This window comes from Pantoea sp. C2G6 (assembly GCF_051336815.1).
Taxonomy (GTDB): domain Bacteria; phylum Pseudomonadota; class Gammaproteobacteria; order Enterobacterales; family Enterobacteriaceae; genus Pantoea.
The window spans coordinates 60,305-80,246 of the sequence record NZ_JBGMNJ010000013.1; the positions used below are offsets into that span (position 1 = coordinate 60,305).

Here is a 19,942-nt window from a genome sequence, read left to right on the forward strand (position 1 = left end):
CTCAGACAATGAGTGAAAGAAACGACGCCTAAGGAAAGCATGGAAATCTTTTTTACTATTCTCATCATGACGCTGGTCGTGTCGCTGTCAGGCGTCGCGGCTCGTATTCTGCCTTTTCAGATCCCCTTGCCGCTGGTCCAGATCGCCGCGGGTGCGATGATGGCCTGGCCAACTTTCGGTCTGCATGTTGATTTTGACCCGGAACTCTTTCTGGTGCTGTTTATTCCGCCGCTGCTGTTCGCCGATGGCTGGAAAACCCCCATCAGTGAGTTTCTGCATCATGGCCGGGAAATTATTGGCTTAGCGCTGGTGCTGGTGCTGATTACCGTGGTCGGCATCGGTTATCTGATCTACTGGATGGTGCCGGGCATTCCGCTGATCCCCGCCTTTGCGCTGGCGGCGGTGCTGTCGCCGACCGATGCGGTGGCGCTCTCCGGCATTGTGGGTGAAGGGCGCATTCCCAAGAAAATCATGTCGATTGTGCAGGGCGAAGCCCTGATGAACGACGCATCGGGCCTGGTGTCGCTGAAATTCGCCGTGGCCGTCGCGATGGGCACCATGGTGTTTACCTGGGGTGGCGCCACGGTTGAGTTCCTGAAAGTGGCGATTGGCGGCCTGATTGCCGGTGTGGCGGTCTGCTGGCTCTACGGTAAATCGCTGCGTCTGCTGAGCCGCTGGAGTGGTGACGATCCGGCCACCCAGACAGTGCTGTTGCTGCTGCTGCCGTTCGCCTCCTATCTGATTGCCGAACACCTGGGGGTGTCGGGCATCCTGGCGGCGGTGGCCGCGGGGATGACCATTACCCGCTCCGGGATTATCCGTCAGGCTCCGCTGGCGATGCGCCTGCGTGCCAACAGCGTCTGGCAGATGCTGGAGTTTGTGTTTAACGGCATGGTGTTCCTGATGCTGGGGCTGCAATTGCCCGACATCCTGCAAACCTCAGTCGATCAGGCGACGGCCGATCCTAATGTCGAGCTGTGGATGCTGTTCGCCGACATCGGGCTGGTCTATGCCGCACTGATGATCGTGCGTTTCGGCTGGCTGTGGATTATGCAGCGCTTCAGCAAACGTCTGCTGAAGAAGAAGCCGCTGGAGTTCTCAAACTACTCGCTGCGCGAACTGCTGATCGCCTCTTTTGCTGGCGTGCGCGGGGCAATTACGCTGGCCGGTGTGCTGTCGATTCCGCTGTTCCTGAGTAATGGCAATCCTTTCCCGGCACGCTATGAGCTGGTGTTTATCGCCACCGGGGTGATCCTCTTCTCGCTGCTGGTCGGGGTGGTGATCCTGCCGGTTCTGCTGCGCGGTATTGATACCATTGATAAAGGTGCGCACCGTCGCGAGTTGCAGAGCGCCCGGGCCGTGATGGCCGGTGCGGCCATCGAGAGCCTGCATAAGATGGAGGAGCGGCTGGAGAATGAAGCGGAAGAGAACATCGACCCAGAGCTGCTGAAAGAGGTAAGCCTGCGGGTGATTGGCAACTTACGTCGGCGCGCCGAGGGGAAAAACGACCTTGAACATGCGCTGTTTGCCGAGAATCTGGAGCGCCGCTTCCGCCTGACCGGCCTGCGCGCCGAACGGGCCGAGGTCTATCACCTGCGCGCCACCCAGCAAATCTCCAATGAGACGATGCAGAAGTTACTGCACGATCTCGATCTGCTGGAAGCGCTGCTGATCGAAAAAGAGGAGTAACGCTTCACCGGCGCGCGGCACTAAGCGTGCGGCGCGCCGGTTTTTATACCGACAGACGCGGTGGCTGATCCGGCCAGTGCTCGCGACAGCAGTTTATCCACGCCTGGGCACTGCGCGACAGATAGCTTCCTTCCCGCCAGATCAAACCCAGACTCCACTTCAGTTCCGACTCCAGCGGCAGCCAGAGCAGTGACTGTTTATCCAGCCGCTGACAGATTGGCTCCGGCAGAATCGCCACGCCCATCTCCGCCTGTACCATCGCCGCCAGAAAATCCCACTGACCGCTGCGCACCGCCACCGCTGGCGTCAGGTTAAGCCGCTGGAACGCCTGCATCAGCTGTCGATTCAGCGAGAACTCCTCATTGAAGATCAGCAGCGGATGCTGGGCCAGTTCTGCCAGTCCAATCTGCTGGCGGCTCAGCCATTCGGGGCGACGCGGCAGCAGCACGCAGAGCGGATGATGCATCAGCGGCAGGGTGTTCAGCGGCAGATCGGCGTCCACTGGCAGGGCGGTCAGGGCGATGTCCAGACTGCCCGCCAGCACCGCCTGCTGCACGGTCAGCCCGCCAAATTCAGAGATTTTCAGCTTCACGCCGGGATAGCGGCGGCGAAACGCCGAAATCGATCCCGCTATCTGCATCCCCACCATCGGCGGAATGCCGAGCCGCAGCTCACCGGTTTTCAGCTGATTGATGTCGCCGATCTCCGCCTCCAGCTGATGAAACTCCTGCAAAATGGCCAGACCGCGCTGATAGACCGCCTGGCCGCTGTCGGTGAGATGCAGGCGGCGACCGTCGCGCAGGATCAGGGTGCAGCCCAGCTCCTCCTCCAGCTGCCGCAGCATTTTGCTGATGGTTGGCTGGGTGACAAACAGCTTCTGCGCCGCACGGGTAAAGCTCTGCTGGCGGACCACTTCAGTAAAGTAACGCAGGGCGCGGACATCCATAACTATTCCTTTCAGGCATGATTTGAATAATTTTAATTCATTTTTTTCACCTTATGCCGACGATTTATACTGTTGCGGTGAATTTAATCGGGGGAGAAAAGGTGATGGCGTTAGCGCTTACTTCGCGCAGTAACCGCGCGATGCAGTGGCTCAGCCTGCCGCTACAGCTGGGGTTCTATATCAGCCTGTTTATCGGCTGCGACCGGCTGGTGAGGTGGCTGCACCTGCCGCTGCCCGCCAATATTGTCGGGATGCTGCTGTTGCTGCTGTTAATCGTGACGCGGGTTGTGCCGCTGAACTGGGTGAAGGCCGGGTCGCGCTGGCTGCTGGCCGAAATGCTGCTGTTCTTTATTCCGGCGGTGGTGGCGGTGGTGAACTATGGCGATCTGCTGCGGGTCGATGGCTGGCGCATCTGTTTGGTAATTGGTGTCAGTACGTTGCTGGTGCTGGCTTCGACCGCCTGGGTGGTGGATCGGCTCTATCAATATGAAGTGGCGCGCGCGGCGCGTAAGCAGGCTCCCGATGCGTGATTTTGTGCTCAGCCTGCTGTGCGTGGCGGTCACGCTGCTGGTTTATGCCCTGAATAAACGACTCTATCGCCGCTGGCGCACGCTGCTGTTGATGCCACTGGTGATGACGCCGCTGGTGCTGGTGGCGCTGCTGCTGCTGACCCATATCAGCTGGCAGGATTACATTGCGGAAAATCACTGGCTGCTGTGGCTGCTGGGCCCGGCGACGCTGGCCTTTGCGGTGCCGGTCTATGAGAACGTGGCGATTATTAAACGCCACTGGCTCTCCCTGAGCGCGGGCGTGCTGACCGCCACGCTGGTCGCCGTTTGCAGCTCGGTCTGGCTGGCGCGGCTGTTAACGCTGCCGGAGTCGATCCAGCGCAGCCTGGCGGTCCGCTCGATTACCACGCCATTTGCGCTGGCGGCGGCGGGGCCGATTGGCGGTCAGCCCGATCTGGTCGCGCTGTTTGTGGTGATCACCGGGGTGTTTGGCATGGCGGTGGGCGACGTACTGTTTTTGCGTATCGCGATTAAGCAGGGCGTGGCGAAAGGTGCCGGTCTGGGTGCCGCCTCGCACGGGGCGGGCACGGCGCGCGCTTATCAGCTTGGTGAGCAGGAGGGCGTGGTCGCCAGTCTGGTGATGATGCTCTCCGGCGTGGTGACAGTGGTGCTGGCTCCACTGATTGGACAACTGATGTGGACAATCTAGTCTACACTGCGTTGCGCAGGGACAGCTGCAATTCTGAACGCGACACGTATTTTTACGTAAAGTTTCCCGGATTTTGTTGTCTCCCCGTTTCAGGCTGTTAACCTTGCGGCCGAATTAATTGTCCTTTCATGGAGTGGAATCATGTTTAAGCAACTTGTTACCGGGAGCGCCCTCGGGCTGGTTTTACTGAGCGGTGCTGCGCAGGCGATCGAAGGCAGCGTTGATGTCAGCGAACACAACACCAACCTGAATCTGGGTCTGGGCACCACATCACCCGGTCTGTTTCTGAAAGGTAACTGGCTGCGTAGCGACCATGACGGCAGCACATACGGTGCCGGTCTGGGTTACAACGTCGATTTCGGACCGCTGCGTCTGGCGCCGACCGCAAAAGCGATCTTCACCCATCCCGAAGATGGAAAAGATGGATTTGCCGTGGCGCTGGGTGGTGCAGCAAACTACAGCTTCAACAGCATGTGGGGTCTGTATGGCGAATATTACTACGCGCCAGAAGCGTTTACCGATCGCCTCGACAGCTATCAGGAAGTCGCTGGTGGCCTGAGCTTCACGCCGGTTTCCCTGCTTAACCTGCGCGTGGGTTATCAGTACATCGAACTGAACAACAAAGATGGACGCAAAGATAACGTGCTGGTCGATGGCCCGTACGTGGGTGCATCGCTGCGTTTCTGATTCTGTTGCGCGAAAGAAAGGGCGACTACTCCGGTAGTCGCCCTTTTTTATCGCCTGCCCGTTATGAACGAAAAACGATGATCAGTGCGCCTTGCCCTGTTGAATACCGGTGCCGGTCTGCGAGCGGATAAACTGGGCGCGGAAGCGGGAACGCTCCTCGGCACCCTGCGGCGAATGGTCGGTCACTGAGAAGAGCCAGATGCCGATAAAGGCCACCGCCATGGAGAACAGCGCCGGATACTCATACGGGAAAATCGGTGAGGCATTGCCCAGCACCTGGACCCATACCGTCGGGCCGAGGATCATCAGCACCACGGCGGTGAGCAGACCCAGCCAGCCGCCGACCATCGCGCCGCGCGTGGTCAGTTTTGACCAGTACATCGACAGCAGGATGATCGGGAAGTTACAGCTGGCGGCAATCGAGAAGGCCAGCCCGACCATAAAGGCGATGTTCTGCTTCTCAAACAGAATGCCCAGCGCAATCGCCACCACACCCAGCGCCAGCACGGTGATTTTAGAGACCCGCAGCTCCTCTCGTTCGCTCGCCTGACCTTTACGGTAGACGCTGGCGTAGAGGTCGTGTGACACCGCCGACGCACCCGCCAGGGTTAAGCCCGCCACGACCGCCAGGATGGTGGCAAAGGCGACCGCGGAGATAAAGCCGAGGAAGGTGCTGCCGCCGACCGCGTTGGCCAGATGCACCGCCGCCATATTGGTGCCGCCAATCAGCGCGCCGCTGGCATCTTTAAAGGCCGGATTCGCCCCCACCAGCAGAATCGCACCGAAGCCGATAATAAAGGTGAGGAAGTAGAAGTAACCCATAAAACCGGTGGCCCAGAAGACGCTTTTGCGCGCCTCTTTGGCGTCGGCCACGGTGAAGAAGCGCATCAGGATATGCGGCAGTCCGGCGGTACCAAACATCAGCCCCAGACCCAGCGACAGCGCGGAGATTGGATCTTTAACCAGCCCGCCAGGCTGCATAATCGCGATGCCTTTAGGGTGGACCGCCATCGCCTCGGTGAACAGCGTATTAAAGCTGAAACCGGCCGCCTTCATCACCATCACCGCCATAAAGGTGGCACCAAACAGCAGCAGCACCGCTTTGATGATCTGCACCCAGGTGGTGGCCAGCATGCCGCCAAACAGCACATACATCACCATCAGGATGCCGACCAGAACCACCGCCACATGGTAGTTCAGGCCAAACAGCAGCTGAATCAGCTTGCCAGCCCCCACCATCTGGGCGATCAGATAGAGCGCCACCACCACCAGCGAACCGCAGGCTGACAGGGTGCGGATCGGCATCTGTTTCAGGCGGTATGAGGCGACATCGGCAAAGGTGTAACGCCCCAGGTTACGCAGCCGCTCCGCAATCAGAAACAGAATCATCGGCCAGCCGACCAGGAAGCCGAGCGAGTAGATCAGCCCGTCATAGCCGGAGGTGTAAACCAGCGCCGAAATGCCCAGGAAGGAGGCGGCGGACATAAAGTCACCCGCCATCGCCAGGCCATTCTGGAAGCCGGTGATATTGCCGCCCGCGGTGTAGTAGTCACTGCGGGAGCGGGTACGTTTGGAGGCCCAGTAAGTAATTCCCAGCGTGGCACCGACGAAAATCACAAACATGATAATCGCCTGGTAGTTGGTCGGCTGGCGCTGCACCGCGCCGGTAATCGCATCGGCCGCCAGCGCGGAAAACGGCAGCATCAGGGCCAGCAGCCATAAGGTGAGACGTGTCATGATTTCACCTCGCTCAGAATTGCTTTAGTCAGACGGTCAAACTCACCGTTGGCGCGCCAGACATAGACGCCGGTCAGCACAAATGAGATCACAATCAGCCCGACGCCAATCGGGATGCCGCGCGTCACGTTGGTACCGGCATAGAGCGGGGCGCCCAGCCAGCCAGGGGCGAAAGCGATCAGCAGAATAAAGCCGACGTAGAGCACCAGCATGATCAGCGACAGCAGCGTCGCGAACGCCTGGCGTTTATGCACTAACTCATGAAAACGGGGATTTTGTTCAATCTGTTGATTGATCGCATCCTGATTCGAAAGGGCGTCATTCATCACATTTTCTCCAGAGGTGTTGCAGGCGTGAACCTCACGTCAGAACGCGGATTCAGCTGGTTATAGTATTTGTGACTACCGGAACAGACTGCGTAGGGCGGGTGTGGCGGGAAGCGATCTTCCCGCCGGACTGCTGATGCTTAAGGCATTTTGATCGACTGCTTCTCCTCAAGCAGTTTTTCCACCACGCCAGGATCGGCGAGGGTGGAGGTATCTCCCAGGTTGCTGGTATCGCCGGTGGCGATTTTGCGCAGAATACGCCGCATGATTTTTCCTGAGCGGGTTTTCGGCAGCGAGTCGGTCCAGTGCAGCACGTCAGGCGTGGCGATCGGGCCGATCTCTTTACGCACCCATTGCCGCACTTCGGTATACAGCTCCGGCGACGGTTCTTCACCATGATTCAGGGTGATATAGGCGTAAATCGCCTGACCTTTAATACTGTGGGGAATGCCGACCACCGCCGCTTCGGCAATTTTAGGGTGCGACACCAGCGCCGATTCAATTTCGGCGGTACCGAGCCGGTGGCCGGAGACGTTGAGCACATCATCGACCCGTCCGGTGATCCAGTAGTAGCCATCCTCATCGCGGCGCGCGCCATCACCACTGAAATAGACGTTTTTAAAGGTGGAGAAGTAGGTCTGTTCGAAACGGTCATGATCGCCATACAGCGTGCGCGCCTGACCGGGCCAGGATTCGGTGATCACCAGATTGCCCTCGCAGGCACCTTCCTGCGGCACACCTTCGTTATCCACCAGCGCCGGCTGCACGCCAAAGAATGGCAGGGTGGCCGAGCCCGCTTTCAGCGCGGTGGCACCGGGCAGCGGCGTGATCATAAAGCCGCCGGTTTCGGTCTGCCACCAGGTATCCACGATCGGGCAGCGGCTGTTGCCGATTTTCTGGTAGTACCACTCCCAGGCTTCCGGGTTGATCGGCTCGCCGACCGAACCCATGATGCGCAGGCTGCTGCGGTCGGTGCCGGCAATCGCCTTATCCCCTTCGGCCATCAGGGCGCGGATCGCGGTAGGCGCAGTGTAGAGCAGCGTCACTTTATGTTTATCCACCACTTCCGCCATGCGGCTCGGGGTTGGCCAGTTCGGCACCCCTTCAAACATCAGCGTGGTGGCCCCACAGGCCAGCGGACCATAGACCAGATAGCTGTGACCGGTTACCCAGCCGACGTCGGCGGTACACCAGTAGATGTCATCCTGATGATAATCAAAGACAAACTTAAAGGTGGTGGCGGCATAGACCAGATAGCCGCCGGTGGTGTGCAGTACCCCTTTGGGTTTGCCGGTAGAGCCGGAGGTATAGAGGATAAACAGCGGATCTTCCGCGCCGACCTCCACCGCGGAGTGGCTGGTGCTGGCGTTCAGCATCAGCTCGTGCCACCACCGATCGCGGCCTTCAACCCAGCCCACCTCTTTACCGGTGCGCTGGAACACCACCACATCTTTCACGCTGGTGACGGCAGGATTCTTCAGCGCGTCATCGACATTTTTCTTCAATGGGATGCTGCGACCGGCGCGGACACCCTCATCGGCGGTGATCACCAGAGACGCACTGGAGTCCACGATGCGACCGGCGACCGCTTCCGGTGAGAAGCCACCAAAAATCACGGAATGAATGGCACCAATACGGGCGCAGGCCAGCATCGCCACCGCCGCTTCCGGCACCATCGGCATATAGATCGCCACCACGTCGCCTTTCTTCACGCCCAGCAGCTCCAGCACGTTGGCGAAGCGACACACTTCAGCGTGCAGCTGGCGGAAAGTCAGCGTTTTGCTCTCACTGGCGTCGTCGCCTTCCCAGATAATCGCCGGGTGATCGCCGCGCGTCTGCAAATGCCGATCAAGACAGTTTGCCGCCAGGTTAAGCGTGCCATCTTCGTACCAGCGAATGGCAATATTGCCCGGCGCAAAAGAGCAGTTTTTCACTTTACTGTAGGGCTTAATCCAGTCGAGGATTTTGCCCTGTTCGCCCCAGAAACTCTCCGGGTCGGTAACAGAGTGCTGATACATCGCCTGATACTGCTCTGCGGTGATCAACGCATTGGCTGCAATATTCTCTGGAACGGGATGGTTATGTGTTTGGCTCATGGCGGATCTCCTTGAAGATGTTAATGATATGTCAATCAATGGTTGATTAAAGCCTAGCCTGAGGCTTTGTTTCTTTTTTGCGCCATAGATCACGCGACAGAGCGCGTAAAGAGAAGCCTTAAGCCTTCCTGATATTTGCGGTTAAGCCGTTGGCAGTGCTGGGGAATTAAAAGGCATTCCATTCTGGCAATGGCCTGTTTAAAAAGCGAGCAAACGCGCCGGGTGGGTTTTTAAGCAGTTCTGCATAGCTATGCGTAAATTCATCAAAGGAATACTTTTCATAACAGCAGGTTAGGGATTTTCCCTGTCAGCAGCACTTTATGCTACAGAGGTGGCGAACTTTTAATCGAATCCGCCAGGGGTTGCATTTACCACAGTGAAAATGGTACTTATCTCGCCCCTGTTCCACAGGTATCAACTCAGACCGCGTCTGAAAATGGGTATGGGAATCATCAGATTCTCGTGCGAGGCGCTGTTTCAAGACACCCTCTAATTTACCGGGCTTTTTGCTCACTTCCCTGTGTGTATTGTCTTCTGCACCTTCGCAGTAGAGAAAAACGGGTTTTGACTGAGGAAATGACACGTTATGAAAGGTTTTAAAATCAGCCTGGCCTGGCAGATTCTGATAGCGCTGGTGCTTGGCGTCGTTGTGGGCGCTGTGTTGCATAATCAGCCAGACAATCGTGAATGGTTAGTCACCAATATTCTGAGTCCGGCGGGTGATATTTTTATCCATCTGATCAAGATGATTGTGGTTCCGATTGTGATCTCATCCCTGATTGTCGGTATTGCCGGCGTCGGTGATGCGAAAAAACTGGGACGCATCGGCGTCAAAACGATTCTCTACTTTGAAGTGATCACCACCCTTGCCATTGTGGTCGGGATTACCCTGGCTAACGTATTTCAACCCGGCACCGGCATTGATATGTCAACGCTGGCAACGGTGGACATCTCTAAATATGAAGCGACCACCGCCGCGGTGCAGGGCGGTCCACACAGCCTGGTTGCCACCATCCTGTCGCTGATCCCACAGAACATCTTCGCCTCAATGGCGAAGGGTGACATGCTGCCGATTATCTTTTTCTCGGTGCTGTTTGGTTTAGGCCTGTCGTCACTGCCGTCAGAGCAGCGCGACCCGCTGGTGAACCTGTTCCGCGGCGTCTCTGAAACCATGTTTAAAGTGACGCACATGATCATGCGCTATGCGCCGGTCGGGGTGTTTGCTCTGATTGCGGTGACCATCGCCAACTTCGGTTTTGCCTCGCTGTGGCCGCTGGCTAAGCTGGTGCTGCTGGTCTACGTGGCGATTCTGTTCTTCGCCTTTGTGGTGCTGGGCGGAGTGGCGCGCTTCTGTAAGCTGCGCATCACCACCCTGATGCGCATTCTGAAAGATGAGCTGATCCTCTCTTACTCCACCTCCAGCTCGGAAACGGTGTTACCGCGCATTATGGAGAAGATGGAAGCCTACGGCGCGCCGAAAGCGATCACCAGCTTCGTAGTGCCGACCGGTTACTCGTTTAACCTGGATGGCTCCACGCTCTATCAGAGTATCGCGGCGATCTTTATCGCGCAGCTCTATGGCATCGACCTGTCGCTGACCGACGAGATTATCCTGGTGCTGACGCTGATGGTGACCTCAAAAGGTATTGCTGGCGTGCCTGGCGTCTCCTTTGTGGTGCTGCTGGCGACGCTCGGCAGCGTCGGGATCCCGCTGGAAGGTCTGGCGTTTATCGCCGGGGTTGACCGCATCATGGATATGGCGCGTACCGCGCTGAATGTGATCGGTAACGCGCTGGCGGTGCTGGTGATTGCCCGCTGGGAAAACCAGTTCGACGCTGAGCAGGCGAAACAGTATGAGTTGCAGCTGAAAATGCAGACCGCAAACTGATTACTGCTTTAACCGCTAAAAAGGCTCAACGAAAGTTGAGCCTTTTTTGTTTCCAGAGCAGCCAGAAAGATCCTTTGCCAGCCCACATAGGGTTTTCCCGCCACGCCAGCTGACCTGCACGATACCCACAGGATAAATTCCTTATTTTTTGACCCACCGCCCACATCCATCGCAAAAAGATCTCACCCAATGAATTAATCATTCGTTATGATAAATCATTATTTGAATAATTTATTCCTAAGCGGAGCCAGCTATGAAACTCGATCTCAGCCAGATGATCACCGAAGGCCGCAACCCGGCCAGCCAGAACATTGATGAACTCTCCACCGAAGCGATGCTGCGGGTCATTAATGATGAAGATAAAAAAGTGGCGCTGGCGGTAGAGGCAATAGTGCCGCAGATCGCCACCGCCGTTGACGCCATCTGCGCCGCGTTTCAGGCGGGCGGACGACTGATCTACTGTGGTGCAGGCACCTCCGGGCGGCTCGGCATTCTGGACGCCAGCGAGTGTCCACCCACCTTTGGCACCCCGCGTGACCTGGTGGTGGGGCTGATTGCCGGAGGACATAAGGCGATCTTACAGGCGGTAGAAAACGCCGAGGATAACCGGGAACAGGGCGCACAGGATCTCAAAAATATCCACTTCAGCCATCACGACATACTGGTCGGCATCGCCGCCAGCGGTCGCACCCCCTACGTGCTGGGCGCGCTCGCCTACGCCAGCGAACTCGGCGCGACCACGGTTGCGCTCACCTGCAATCCAGGCAGCCCGATGTCACAGGTGGCCGCCATTGCCCTGACGCCGGTTGTCGGGCCGGAAGTGGTCACCGGCTCCTCGCGCATGAAAGCGGGCACGGCGCAGAAACTGGTGCTCAACATGCTGACCACCGGCGCGATGATCCGCAGCGGCAAGGTCTACGGCAATCTGATGGTCGATGTGGAAGCGACTAACCAGAAACTGGTGCAGCGGCAGATCAACATCGTGATGCAGGCCACCGACTGTGATGAGACTACCGCCAGCACCGCGCTGACCGCCTGTGGTGGCCACTGCAAAACCGCCATCCTGATGGTGCTGGCCGGGCTGGAGGCGGATGAGGCGAAGGCGCTGCTCAGCCAGCATCGGGGCTTTATCCGTCAGGCGCTACAGGCCGCGGGAGCACGCTAATGGCTAAAATCACCGATGCACTGTTACGCGACATTCTACAGGCGGTCGGTGGCGCGCAAAACATCGCGGCCTGCGGCCACTGTATGACACGGCTCCGCCTGACGCTCAGCCAGACTGGCCAGGCTGACCTGGCGCGGCTGAAAAGCCTGCCGGGCGTGTTAGGGGTGATCGACAGCGAGGCGCAGTTACAGATTGTGCTGGGCCCAGGCAAGGCGCAAACCGCCGCCGAAGGGATGCAGCGTCTGCTGGCAGAGGAGGAAAGCGCGCAAAGCAAACCGGCGCAGCGTGACACGCCGCCACTGAGCCAGCTGGCGGCGCAGCAGAAACAGCAGTTAAAGGCGAAGCAGACCAGCGGCGTGCATCAGTTCCTGTCGCGCTTTGCCACCATCTTCACGCCGCTTATCCCAGGCTTTATCGGAGCGGGGTTGCTGCTGGGATTCGCCACGCTGCTTGAACAGAGTCTGCATCTTAATGCGCCAGGCGAGCACGCTCCGTGGTTGCTGCACAGCGTCGCCTACATGAAAGTGTTTGGCAAAGGGCTGTTCACCTTTCTCAGCATCCTGATCGGCTACAACGCGCAGAAAGCCTTTGGCGGCAGCGGCGTCAACGGCGCGATTATCGCCTCGCTGTTTGTGCTCGGTTATGTGCCTACAGCGACCACCGGCTACTACAGTGGCATGGAGAGCTTCTTTGGTCTGACGATCGATCCGCGCGGCAACATTATTGGGGTACTGATTGCGGCGATAATCGGGGCGTGGATCGAAAAACAGCTGCGTAAAATCATTCCCGACAACCTGGATATGATCCTCACGTCGCTGTTTACCCTGCTGATCACCGGTGCTATTACCTATCTGCTGATCATGCCGCTGGGAGGCGAACTGTTTAAAGGGATGTCGTGGCTGTTTATTCATCTCAATAACAATCCCTTTGGCTGTGCGCTGCTGGCCGGACTGTTCCTGATCGCGGTGATGTTCGGCATCCATCAGGGCTTTATCCCGGTCTATTTTGCCCTGATGGAAACGCAGGGCTTCAACTCGCTGTTCCCGATTCTGGCGATGGCGGGCGCGGGCCAGGTGGGCGCGTCGCTGGCGCTCTGGTGCAAAGCTGAAAAGGGGGCGCTGCTGCGGGCGCAGATCAAAGGCGCGATTGTGCCGGGTCTGCTGGGAGTGGGTGAGCCGCTGATCTATGGCGTTACGCTGCCGCGCCTCAAACCTTTTATCACCGCCTGTGGCGGCGGGGCGCTGGGCGGTTTCTTTATCGGGCTGGTGGCGTGGCTGGGGCTGCCGGTCGGCATGAACACCGTGTTCGGCCCCTCCGGTCTGGTGACATTACCGCTGATGACCTCCAGCCAGGGGATCTTCGCCGGTATGGCGGTCTATCTGGCCGGGCTGATAGTGGCCTGGACGGGCGGATTCCTGCTGACCTGGTGGTTCGGCACCCGCAATGTGGATCTCAGCTGAACGGCGGTTAAGCCATTATCCAGCCTGGCTAACGGATGGATAAAAGAGCCGAAATGTGAGAGCCGCTGCAAAGCGGCTTTTTTCACGTCTTAAATTTAGTGCAAACGTTAAAGAGTGTGCTATGGCATGCCGAAAACATAAAAAAAGGTAATCGTTATTTCTCTGCCCCTCTGTTTTCACGCCTCCTGTCGCGTGCGGAACGCCGGGTCTTTAAGGACTTTTGATGCGTAACAACCAGCCTGTTTCCCAGCGTGAATATGTGTTCGACGATCATGCGACTCTGATGTCGACCACCGATCTTAACAGCCACATCACCTACGCAAACGATGCCTTTATCGAAGCGAGTGGGTTTAGCGCCGAAGAGATCAATGGTCAGCCGCATAACATGGTGCGTCATCCCGATATGCCGCCAGAAGCGTTTGCCGACATGTGGGCGACGCTGAAACAGGGGGAACCCTGGACCGCGCTGGTGAAAAACCGGCGTAAAAATGGCGATCACTACTGGGTCCGCGCCAACGCTATCCCGGTAGTGCGCGATGGCAAAGTGCAGGGCTATATGTCGGTGCGCACCAAACCTGGCGCTGAGGAAGTGCGTCAGGCCGAAGCGCTCTATCAGGATTTTCGGGCGGGCCGAGCCAGAGGGCGGCGTTTTCATAAAGGTCTGCTGCTGGGCAGCGGCTGGCGGCGTCCCGCCTCGATTCTGAAAACCCTGCCGCTGCGCTGGCGCATCCGCAGCACCCTGCTGGCTTTGCTGCCGCTCTCGGTGGCCGGTCTCTGGGCGCTGGGCGTGACACCGGCTGCGCTGACAGGTTTTACCGCTGGCATGGCGGCGCTGCTGGCGCTGGCAAGTCTCTGGCTGGAGCAGCAGATTTCACGTCCGATTGAGCGGATGTGCAGGCAGGCGCTGAGCGTGGCGACCGGTGCCAGCCACCAGGTGGAGCAGATGGATCGCGTTGATGAGGTTGGCGTGACGCTGCGCGCTATCGGTCAGCTCGGCTTGATGTTTCGCTGGCTGGTGGATGATGTCAGCGGCCAGGCGATAAATGTTCTCAGCGCCAGCGACGCCATTGCCCGCAGCAACAATGAACTGAGTCGTCGCACCGAACAGGCGGCAGCTAACGTGCAGCAGACCGCCGCGACCATGAACGAAATGACCGCCACGGTGAAGAGCAATACCGAAACCGCGCAGGAGGTGAATACCCTGTCGGCCAATACCAGCAGCGCCGCAAGTAAAGGCGGTGAGGTGATGACCGAAATGATGGGCATGATGAGCGAAATTGCCGACAGCTCAACACGTATCGCCAACATTACCAGCGTGATTGACGGCATCGCCTTCCAGACCAACATTCTGGCGCTGAATGCCGCCGTGGAAGCGGCGCGGGCAGGCGAGCAGGGCAAAGGGTTTGCGGTGGTGGCGGGGGAAGTACGCAACCTGGCGCAACGCAGTGCCAAAGCCGCCAGCGAGATCAAAATGCTGGTAGAGACCAGCGCCAGCCGGGTGAAGTCGGGCAATGAGCATGCCAGCGCGGCGGGCCGGACGATGCAGGATATTGTTTCGCAGGTGCAGAACGTCACCGCCCTGATCGCCCAGATCAGCGCCGCCACCGCTGAGCAGGCGACCGCGCTCAGCGAAGTCAGCTCCGCGGTGGAAGATCTGGATGATATTACCCATCAGAACGCCGCCCGCGTGACGGAAAGCGCAGAGGCTTCCGGTCGCATGACCCACCAGGCGAACCGGCTGGTGGAAGCGATCAGCGTATTCCGTTAACCGACCCGCTTAACAGGTCAGGCGCGCCGCGTGCCTGACCTGTTTTTACCCGGAGCCAGGCGCTGGCGTATCCCCTCTGGTCAGCCGCACGCGGCATAGGAGCGGCAGATTAAAACATCAGGGCAGCGATATATGCTGCCTTTTTTAATTAAGCCGGGGTATTAACCTTTTGGGTAATAACTATACGAAACGTGCCTTTCATCATCAGTTTTACTGAACGAGTTAAGCAAAACTCTCCGCTTTTTACTGATCAACATTCGGCCTATTATTTATCTCAACAAGGAAACACGCCTTACCTGATAAAAATTAACCGAGGAATTGACCATGAAATCTATCAAAACTTTTGCTGCTGTTATCGCCCTTTCTGTTCTGCCATTCGCCAGCTTCGCGCAATCTGTGACTGCGATCGACTCTACGCTGGATGGTGCTGAAGCGAAAATTGCTGCGCAGGCGCAGGAAGCTGGTACTTCATATAAAATCACTGAAGCCTACACCAACAACGGCGTTCACATGACAGCTGAACTGCTGAAATAAGCCAAAGATTACCCTCTTGTGCTGACAGGACGCCCCCGGGCGTCCTGGCGGCGTTTCTGCGATAAAAATCCTGTCCCTTTTCCACCGAAATAATTATTATTCTCAAAAACAATTCTGCGTCTGCCTCTGGGTCAGACCTTTCTGGTTGCAATGTCGGGCTTTCTTTTCACTGCGTTTACAGTGGGTTAACTAAGGATAAGTTATGAAAGCGATGACCAACAGGCACGGGACTCTGCGTCCCCTGTTACTGGCGATGACGCTGTTCTCCGCCTCTGGCGGGCTGGCAGTGCAGGCTGAAGATGTGAATCAGCCGCTGGGTAAGGGAGTCTATGAACTGGCTGTCAGCCCGCAGGATAAGGCGCTGTTTGTGGCGACAGCACAGAACAGCAGCAGCGATGGCGGCACGGTTTTCCGTCTCGATCCCACGACGCTGGCGGTGCAGCAGTCGATTGCCACTGCGCTGAAGTCGTTTGGCGCGGCGATCAATCCGCAAACCGGCGTGCTCTATATCGGTAATACCCTGAACGGTTCGGTGACGGCTATCGATGCCCGCAGCGGTAAAGTGCTGAATACGCTGGTGCTGGACGGACGCCAGCGAAGCGAGAATGTAAGGCCGTTGCAGCCGCGCCAGCTGGCGGTTGATGTTAAAACTAATCGGGTTTATATCACCGGGCTGGGTCCACAGAGCGTGGTCTGGGTGGTGGATGGCGGGAGCCTGACGCTGCTCAGTACCATACCGAACACCGGTAAAATGGGAACCGGTCTGGCAGTGGATTCGGCAGCGCAAAAGGTTTACGTCACTAACAGCGACGGCGAACTGATTACCATTAATGCGCGCACTAACGCCATTGAGAAGAAGCAGAAGATCGATGGCGATAACGCGCATTTCTTCCTGAACATCGCGCTGGATCCGCGCGGGCAGCGCGCCTTCCTCAGCGACTCGAAGCAGGCGCAGCTGCTGGTGGTCGATCTGCGTAACCAGCAGGTGATCCAGCGGATTGCGGTGCCGGAATCGCTGGCGGTGCTGTTCAATGGCGATCGCGATGAGCTCTATGTTACTCATCGCAAAGCGGGGGCGGTGAGCATCATCGACGCCAGCAGCTATAAGGTGAAGCGGGTGGTGAAAACGCCGGGTCTGCCTAACAGTCTGGCCCTCTCAGCCGACGGCAAAGCGCTGTTTGTCAGCGTCAAGCAACCGGGCTCCCGTAAAGCGCCACCAAAAGAGCCCGACAGCGTGATGCGGATTGCATTGTAAGGCGTGGCGGCTTTAACCAGGCGCAGGGTCGTCCTGTCACGCTGGCTGTTGTGATCCCGGAAGCCACTCATGCGAGTGGCTTTTTGGCATAAAAAGCCCGCATTTACGTATTGTTAAGCGGAAACGCCTGGTTGCCGATTTATCCTCAAGGTGATGTAGTCAGGTAGACGGGAACGGAATATATCGCTCCTCCTGCTCTATAGAACGCAGGGCTATGAAAATTGTCTATTTTTCCTTTTACGGATAAAAAAATTGCGTCCTTACTGACCTTAATAAATGCGTCTTTATCTGCGGTAATCATGAAAGGTTCATTACCGCTCAATCCTGCCATAAAGGTTTTGTCATCTTTAGATGCATCATATAAATAGAAACGATACGAGAAGTCTGTCGTCGCACCTGCATTTGCTTCTGTGATGTAAAGGTTAACCAGGCTGTTTACTTTCAATTTCCTGATTAATACTTGCTCAGGAGATAACGAATGAAAGACGCTGTAAGCGCCAAAAGCGAAAACAGCCAGCAGAATTAACAGCAGGTATCGCTTTTTAAAAACCCGCGCGTTTTGCATAATCAATGCCCGCTCTAATCCAGTACTGGTCATCAGGATCATCACCGTAAGGCGCGGAACCATACCAATCATCCCAGGCGGGGTGAGTCGTTCCTGCCCTGTTTTGTGCCCATCCTGCGGCTCTGAGTAACACCACATCGGAAATTCCGGCGGCATGTCCAGCAGCACCGTAATTGAAGTTTCCAAAGTTTGCGAACTGGCGTCCGCGCTGTTTGTAATCCCAGGGGCCATGGCTTCTTACCTGCTGAAAGAACCACGCATAGGTAAGCGCTGACGGCCCCCGATGAAATCGGGCCATCATCATATTATTAACGATGCTGACCCCCGGAGGCGCAAAAGAGGAAGGATCATATTGCGGATGGGGCGATACCGCTGAAGTTGGGTATCTCACGCCTGAACTCTCTCGTTCCAGCTATCCGTAAATATGATGTTTCCATCGCAGTGTTTCCAGGTGATTTTTTCATAGCGGAACTCAACGCACTCAAGGTGATTATGTTTTTCTTTCGTCGGATCTTTGGTGTCGTGCATCACCGGAGAAATACCGACAATCGTCACGCCTTCAAGCAGCATGTTGAAGTATTCCATTTCCAATCCAGCGTCATTGATGCGATACCATTTAAACTCTGCTGACTCGAGCGTTTGTCCGGTAGCAACAGCTTTGTAGAGGTAGGGACTAGAGCTATCAAACTCTTTTTGAATAATGAGAGAAGAATGTCTGCGTGTTCCAGTAATTTTGCCCGTCATTCCATCTGTGGGAATGCTTAGATGATGAGAGAAACCGTTAATCTCAATGCTGCCCTCACGATCCTGAATATCAACCGAACCTTTAATGTGTGCTCCACCATCATCCTTAAGCCATAGATAAGCGGGAATAGCCATTTTTACATCATCCTTATGTAGTTATTAAATCCCTACGAAAAGTGTATGTAATAATCAGTGCTCAGTAAATAGACAATTTAAAAAAACAGAAGTGCTGAAACAATGCCGCTTTCATGGCTGATTTGTTCGAAACCGACGGCAATTATTCGATAAGTTTACAGCTGGCTGGGTTGTCAGATTAAGGTATCCGAGGGAACGGCGGGCTCCGATAACAGGATCCTGGACTATAAGAATAAAGAGCCAGCCAGCATTAACCGGCTGACTCCGAATGTTAATCGCTAAAGGGTGATTTTGAGGTCAGAAAAGGTGATAAATACTACCGTGCAGCTTGTAAACTGACTGAAAATGCAATTTCCTGCAATATCGCATCGCACTAGTTTTATCCCAATAGCGCTCACAACAGAGCATGACTCTCTGGTCATCTCCGGCAGTAAAAAAGCGGGGCGCAACCGGCCTCCCCGCGACCGCCAACCGCTACACCTCTTCCGACGCTTCGCGCATCATCTCATCGTGCGGCACATCATCCAGAATCTGTTCAAAGCTGCGCAGACGTTTATAGATCGACATCAGTTCAATCAGCGTCGACCAGGAGGTAATCAGATACTGAAACGAGCCGCGCACCTGGTCAAACACGTTGGTGATCTGGTTCAGCAGGCCCAGCGTGATGGTGCCCGCCACAATCGACGGGAAGAGCAGAAACAGGCCAAACACATTATCGACCTGCAAATAGAGGATGCGGGTGATATTGAAATAGAGATAGTGAAAGTAGAGGCGGAAATAGTTGAACCGTACCCGGCTGAACAGCTCCTGCACCGTCTGCGGGCCAGCGCGATCGCCATTGTCTTCACCATAGACCAGCTCCTTACGGTAGGCCGCTTCAACCCGCTGATTACGGAACTCCAGCCCCGGCAGCTTAATCCCCACCAGCGCCAGCAGCCCGGTGCCGAACACTGACCACAGCACTGCGGCAATCACCAGCGCGTAAGGGATATTGCCAAGGAACGGAATATCTTTCACATGGCGGGAGAGCGCCACCAGCACCGGCAAAAAGGCCACCAGCGTCATAATCGCCTGAATAAAACTGACGCCCCAGTTCTCCAGCGTGGTCGCGAAGCGCATGGTGTCTTCCTGCACACGCTGCGCGGCACCTTCCACATGACGCAAACGCTGCCAGTTGTGCATATAGTAGTTATTCATGGCGGTGCGCCAGCGGAAAACCCAGTGGCTGATAAAGAATGAGTTGAGGACACCTATCACGACCGCGATCAGCGCGATGCCGAGAAAGGCGCGGATCTCCAGGTAAAATTCGGCAATCTGCACCGATCCCGCTTTAGTCAGCGCTTTCTGGATCAGGTCGTAAAACGGACCATACCAGGCATTAATGGCGACCCCGACCTGCACGCCAAACCAGGTGACAAAGATGATCAGCGCGGAACCCCAGACCGACCAGCGTTGCCACGGGTGCGCATCTATCAGCCGCCAGGCCACAGCAAAAATGGCTACCATTATCCAGTAATAGAGATAGAACCAGAGCTGACTCGGGGCGATAAAACGCATCGACGTGGTCGGTAAGGGCTGTTTCATCGCGGCATCAAGGCCGGGCCAGATACCGGGCAGATGCGCGGCAAAACCGAACCAGGCAAAAATCGCTAATAAACTCCAGACAGCCGCAGAGCTGAAAAACAGCGCTGGCCGCGGAAAAAAAGACTTAAACATAGGCGCTCCACTG

Annotated in this window: 18 protein-coding genes; 10 read left to right on the forward strand and 8 right to left on the reverse strand. The window is 56.6% G+C overall.

Going from position 1 to position 19,942, the window contains the following annotated elements:
• The first annotated feature begins 39 nt into the window (after positions 1-39).
• On the forward strand, positions 40-1,689 hold the full coding sequence (locus ACCW71_RS16095; protein ID WP_436373111.1) for a Na+/H+ antiporter: 1,650 nt from the start codon (positions 40-42) through the stop codon (positions 1,687-1,689).
• Between the two features lie 43 nt (positions 1,690-1,732).
• On the opposite strand, the gene ACCW71_RS16100 is transcribed toward ACCW71_RS16095, so the two are convergent.
• Positions 1,733-2,635: a LysR family transcriptional regulator gene (locus ACCW71_RS16100; protein ID WP_436373113.1), complete on the reverse strand. Its 903-nt coding sequence runs from the start codon at positions 2,633-2,635 to the stop codon at positions 1,733-1,735.
• A gap of 104 nt (positions 2,636-2,739) precedes the next feature.
• Between ACCW71_RS16100 and ACCW71_RS16105 the strand changes: the two genes are divergently transcribed.
• The 3 genes from ACCW71_RS16105 to ACCW71_RS16115 all read left to right on the forward strand — a co-directional run bounded on the left by ACCW71_RS16105 (position 2,740) and on the right by ACCW71_RS16115 (position 4,540).
• Positions 2,740-3,165 carry a CidA/LrgA family protein gene (locus ACCW71_RS16105; RefSeq protein ID WP_436373115.1) on the forward strand — a complete coding sequence of 142 codons (426 nt, stop codon included), beginning with the start codon at positions 2,740-2,742 and terminating at the stop codon, positions 3,163-3,165.
• Positions 3,158-3,853, forward strand: coding sequence for an LrgB family protein (locus ACCW71_RS16110; RefSeq protein WP_436373116.1), 696 nt, complete (start codon positions 3,158-3,160; stop codon positions 3,851-3,853). The genes ACCW71_RS16105 and ACCW71_RS16110 overlap by 8 nt, the downstream gene beginning before the upstream one ends.
• A gap of 141 nt (positions 3,854-3,994) precedes the next feature.
• Positions 3,995-4,540 (forward strand): YfaZ family outer membrane protein, encoded by a 546-nt coding sequence (locus tag ACCW71_RS16115; protein ID WP_436373118.1) that lies wholly within the window; start codon positions 3,995-3,997, stop codon positions 4,538-4,540.
• 81 nt (positions 4,541-4,621) lie between these two features.
• Here ACCW71_RS16115 and actP read toward each other — a convergent pair whose 3' ends face one another.
• The 3 genes from actP to acs form a co-directional block, all read right to left on the reverse strand.
• A complete protein-coding gene (gene actP / locus ACCW71_RS16120; RefSeq protein WP_436373120.1) occupies positions 4,622-6,277 on the reverse strand; it encodes a cation/acetate symporter ActP in 1,656 nt (551 codons plus the stop codon).
• Complete coding sequence (locus ACCW71_RS16125; protein WP_436373122.1) at positions 6,274-6,603, reverse strand: DUF485 domain-containing protein; 330 nt, start codon at positions 6,601-6,603, stop codon at positions 6,274-6,276. Before ACCW71_RS16125 ends, actP begins: the two co-directional genes overlap by 4 nt.
• Before the next feature lie 140 nt (positions 6,604-6,743).
• Positions 6,744-8,699 (reverse strand): acetate--CoA ligase, encoded by a 1,956-nt coding sequence (gene acs / locus ACCW71_RS16130; RefSeq protein WP_436373123.1) that lies wholly within the window; start codon positions 8,697-8,699, stop codon positions 6,744-6,746.
• Between the two features lie 586 nt (positions 8,700-9,285).
• Between acs and gltP the strand changes: the two genes are divergently transcribed.
• From gltP to ACCW71_RS16160, 6 genes are all read left to right on the forward strand, one after another.
• Positions 9,286-10,587: a glutamate/aspartate:proton symporter GltP gene (gene gltP / locus ACCW71_RS16135; RefSeq protein WP_436373124.1), complete on the forward strand. Its 1,302-nt coding sequence runs from the start codon at positions 9,286-9,288 to the stop codon at positions 10,585-10,587.
• Positions 10,588-10,840: 253 nt separating this feature from the next.
• A complete protein-coding gene (murQ, locus tag ACCW71_RS16140) occupies positions 10,841-11,752 on the forward strand; it encodes an N-acetylmuramic acid 6-phosphate etherase (RefSeq protein WP_436373125.1) in 912 nt (303 codons plus the stop codon).
• A complete protein-coding gene (gene murP / locus ACCW71_RS16145; protein WP_436373127.1) occupies positions 11,752-13,212 on the forward strand; it encodes a PTS N-acetylmuramic acid transporter subunit IIBC in 1,461 nt (486 codons plus the stop codon). The genes murQ and murP overlap by 1 nt, the downstream gene beginning before the upstream one ends.
• A 223-nt stretch (positions 13,213-13,435) precedes the next feature.
• Positions 13,436-14,980, forward strand: a complete 1,545-nt coding sequence (locus ACCW71_RS16150) for a methyl-accepting chemotaxis protein (RefSeq protein WP_436373128.1) — start codon at positions 13,436-13,438, stop codon at positions 14,978-14,980.
• 324 nt (positions 14,981-15,304) lie between these two features.
• The gene (locus ACCW71_RS16155) at positions 15,305-15,514 is read left to right on the forward strand and encodes a DUF1471 domain-containing protein (protein WP_086904998.1); all 210 of its coding nucleotides are present in this window, start codon (positions 15,305-15,307) and stop codon (positions 15,512-15,514) included.
• 202 nt (positions 15,515-15,716) lie between these two features.
• On the forward strand, positions 15,717-16,769 hold the full coding sequence (locus tag ACCW71_RS16160; protein WP_436373130.1) for a YncE family protein: 1,053 nt from the start codon (positions 15,717-15,719) through the stop codon (positions 16,767-16,769).
• A gap of 145 nt (positions 16,770-16,914) precedes the next feature.
• Here ACCW71_RS16160 and ACCW71_RS16165 read toward each other — a convergent pair whose 3' ends face one another.
• From ACCW71_RS16165 to sbmA, 4 genes are all read right to left on the reverse strand, one after another.
• Positions 16,915-17,367, reverse strand: coding sequence for a hypothetical protein (locus ACCW71_RS16165; RefSeq protein WP_436373132.1), 453 nt, complete (start codon positions 17,365-17,367; stop codon positions 16,915-16,917).
• On the reverse strand, positions 17,312-17,638 hold the full coding sequence (locus ACCW71_RS16170) for a polymorphic toxin type 44 domain-containing protein (protein ID WP_436373207.1): 327 nt from the start codon (positions 17,636-17,638) through the stop codon (positions 17,312-17,314). The genes ACCW71_RS16165 and ACCW71_RS16170 overlap by 56 nt, the downstream gene beginning before the upstream one ends.
• An 83-nt stretch (positions 17,639-17,721) precedes the next feature.
• A complete protein-coding gene (locus ACCW71_RS16175; protein WP_436373134.1) occupies positions 17,722-18,213 on the reverse strand; it encodes an Hcp family type VI secretion system effector in 492 nt (163 codons plus the stop codon).
• Between the two features lie 474 nt (positions 18,214-18,687).
• On the reverse strand, positions 18,688-19,929 hold the full coding sequence (gene sbmA, locus ACCW71_RS16180; protein WP_436373135.1) for a peptide antibiotic transporter SbmA: 1,242 nt from the start codon (positions 19,927-19,929) through the stop codon (positions 18,688-18,690).
• Between the last annotated feature and the right edge of the window lie 13 nt (positions 19,930-19,942).

Bases quoted from the DNA above. Each gene is read 5' to 3' on its own strand.
- sbmA (WP_436373135.1), bottom strand. From the start codon at position 19,929: ATGTTTAAGTCTTTTTTTCCGCGGCCAGCGCTGTTTTTCAGCTCTGCG.
- actP (WP_436373120.1), bottom strand. From the start codon at position 6,277: ATGACACGTCTCACCTTATGGCTGCTGGCCCTGATGCTGCCGTTTTCC.
- ACCW71_RS16110 (WP_436373116.1), top strand. From the start codon at position 3,158: ATGCGTGATTTTGTGCTCAGCCTGCTGTGCGTGGCGGTCACGCTGCTG.
- acs (WP_436373123.1), bottom strand. From the start codon at position 8,699: ATGAGCCAAACACATAACCATCCCGTTCCAGAGAATATTGCAGCCAAT.
- ACCW71_RS16165 (WP_436373132.1), bottom strand. From the start codon at position 17,367: ATGACCAGTACTGGATTAGAGCGGGCATTGATTATGCAAAACGCGCGG.
- ACCW71_RS16105 (WP_436373115.1), top strand. From the start codon at position 2,740: ATGGCGTTAGCGCTTACTTCGCGCAGTAACCGCGCGATGCAGTGGCTC.
- ACCW71_RS16100 (WP_436373113.1), bottom strand. From the start codon at position 2,635: ATGGATGTCCGCGCCCTGCGTTACTTTACTGAAGTGGTCCGCCAGCAG.
- gltP (WP_436373124.1), top strand. From the start codon at position 9,286: ATGAAAGGTTTTAAAATCAGCCTGGCCTGGCAGATTCTGATAGCGCTG.
- ACCW71_RS16095 (WP_436373111.1), top strand. From the start codon at position 40: ATGGAAATCTTTTTTACTATTCTCATCATGACGCTGGTCGTGTCGCTG.
- ACCW71_RS16115 (WP_436373118.1), top strand. From the start codon at position 3,995: ATGTTTAAGCAACTTGTTACCGGGAGCGCCCTCGGGCTGGTTTTACTG.
- ACCW71_RS16150 (WP_436373128.1), top strand. From the start codon at position 13,436: ATGCGTAACAACCAGCCTGTTTCCCAGCGTGAATATGTGTTCGACGAT.
- ACCW71_RS16175 (WP_436373134.1), bottom strand. From the start codon at position 18,213: ATGGCTATTCCCGCTTATCTATGGCTTAAGGATGATGGTGGAGCACAC.
- ACCW71_RS16160 (WP_436373130.1), top strand. From the start codon at position 15,717: ATGAAAGCGATGACCAACAGGCACGGGACTCTGCGTCCCCTGTTACTG.
- murP (WP_436373127.1), top strand. From the start codon at position 11,752: ATGGCTAAAATCACCGATGCACTGTTACGCGACATTCTACAGGCGGTC.
- murQ (WP_436373125.1), top strand. From the start codon at position 10,841: ATGAAACTCGATCTCAGCCAGATGATCACCGAAGGCCGCAACCCGGCC.
- ACCW71_RS16170 (WP_436373207.1), bottom strand. From the start codon at position 17,638: ATGATGATGGCCCGATTTCATCGGGGGCCGTCAGCGCTTACCTATGCG.
- ACCW71_RS16155 (WP_086904998.1), top strand. From the start codon at position 15,305: ATGAAATCTATCAAAACTTTTGCTGCTGTTATCGCCCTTTCTGTTCTG.
- ACCW71_RS16125 (WP_436373122.1), bottom strand. From the start codon at position 6,603: ATGAATGACGCCCTTTCGAATCAGGATGCGATCAATCAACAGATTGAA.